General features: G+C 54.8%; 2 protein-coding genes. Both read right to left on the bottom strand.

The window, feature by feature from the left end; translation table 11 throughout:
• A partial coding sequence (locus tag ACR0DX_RS22705; protein WP_480847540.1) for an IS1182 family transposase occupies positions 1-954 on the bottom strand: 954 nt, incomplete at its 3' end.
• Between the two features lie 103 nt (positions 955-1,057).
• The coding region (locus ACR0DX_RS22700; RefSeq protein ID WP_480847538.1) for a Fic family protein at positions 1,058-1,684 on the bottom strand (627 nt) is incomplete at its 5' end.

Below are 1,684 nucleotides of genomic sequence, written 5' to 3'. Positions count from 1 at the left end.
CTCAGCGTCCCATTCGAAGTCTGTGCGTGTCCAGGTGCCGTCGGGGCGTCCGGCCTTGTCGATGACCGGGATGTAAGGATCGATCTTGCGATCCACGAGCCAGCCGAGCATCGGGCCTGAGCCGTAGGCGGTATCGGCGATCATCCAGTCGGGGACGAGGTCGAACTTGTCCTTCACCCGGTCCAGCATCGTCTTTGTCGACCCCACTTCGGCTTGCCGGATGGATCTGGTCGCTTCCACATCCACAATCACGCTGTGATCTGTATCAACGAGGTAGTTATCAGAGTAAGCAAAGAAGGCTGGTGCCTTGTGCGCCGCTGTCCATTGGCTGGCAGGGTCCGAATATGAAATGAACTTAGGCTTGACTGGCGAGGCAGCACCAAACGCGGCCTCATCCAGGGTTTCCAGATATTCCCGAACAGCGCGCGGTGCGGTCTTGGCATCGATCTGTGCAGCATCCCATTCTTCTTGTGACGCTGAATACTGCTTGGTCGCTTCTGCCTCAATCAAGCTGGCATCAATCGCCATACGCTGGCCGCTGACCAAACCTTCTGCGATGCACCGCGCCACTGTCGTTTCGAACACGTGCCGCAAGAGTTCACTCTCGCGGAACCGACCATGGCGGTTCTTGGAAAAGGTAGAGTGATCCGGCACTCGATCAGTCAGATCGAGGCGACAGAACCAGCGATACGCAAGGTTCAGGTGCACTTCTTCGCACAACCGCCGTTCCGACCGGATGCCAAAGCAATAGCCCACCAGCAGCATGCGGATCAGCAACTCGGGATCGACGGAAGGGCGACCAGTATGACTGTAAAAATCCGCCAAATGATTGCGGATACTACTCAGGTCAACAAATCGATCAATCGACCGCAGCAGATGATTGTCCGGGACATGTTCCTCCAGGGAGAACTCATAGAACAGCTCAGCCTGAGTTTCCTGTTTTGGTCCCATCATCATCCAAACTCCCATTCAATAAGAGAATTGAATCAGCCAGATGGCCTTCGATCAAGACAGAGTTTTTCAACAGAATACGCCGTTCGTGTCGTATTTCATCTCCCTACCTTTCCAGGTCCAACTTTAGCCAATAGCTTGTGTACCGGAGTTCACCCGTTCGGGTCAGAGCGCCCTTATCTACTAGATCCTGGAGATCCCGCGTCGCCGTGGCGCGGGATGTTCCCGTGATCGAGATATAGTTCTCGGCGCTCAGTCCGCCTGTGAAACCATCCGGCCCAGCCTTGAACAAACGGGCGATGACCTTACTTTGGCGAGCGTTGAATTGATCTCGATGCCGGTCATAGAAATGCGTCTTGGATATGAAGAACCGAACCCGCTCAAGAGTCGCCTGCTGTGCTGTGAGGACTGTCTCAGCAAACCAGTTAAGCCAAGGTGTAACGTCTAGCGTCTTTTGGTGACGTTCGAGCTGGTCATAGTAAACCTTCCGCTCTCGCTCGATCGTGAAAGCAAGTGCAATCAGGCTTGGCTGACCAATGTTTTGCGCCAGGGACTTTTCAGCCAACGCCCTTCCCAACCGGCCATTGCCGTCTTCAAAGGGATGAATGCTCTCGAAATACAAATGGCTCAAACCGGCCCGCGTCAGCGCACGTAATGGTTCCAGACCATCCGGTGCGGTCCGGTTGAACCATGTCACGAACTGGTCCATTTCAGCAGGAACCTGACGCGAAGG

It is taken from the genome of Ruegeria sp. D3 (genome assembly GCF_056534465.1).
Note: the sequence above shows the minus strand (reverse complement) of the source record. Positions and strands in the feature narration are given on the sequence as shown.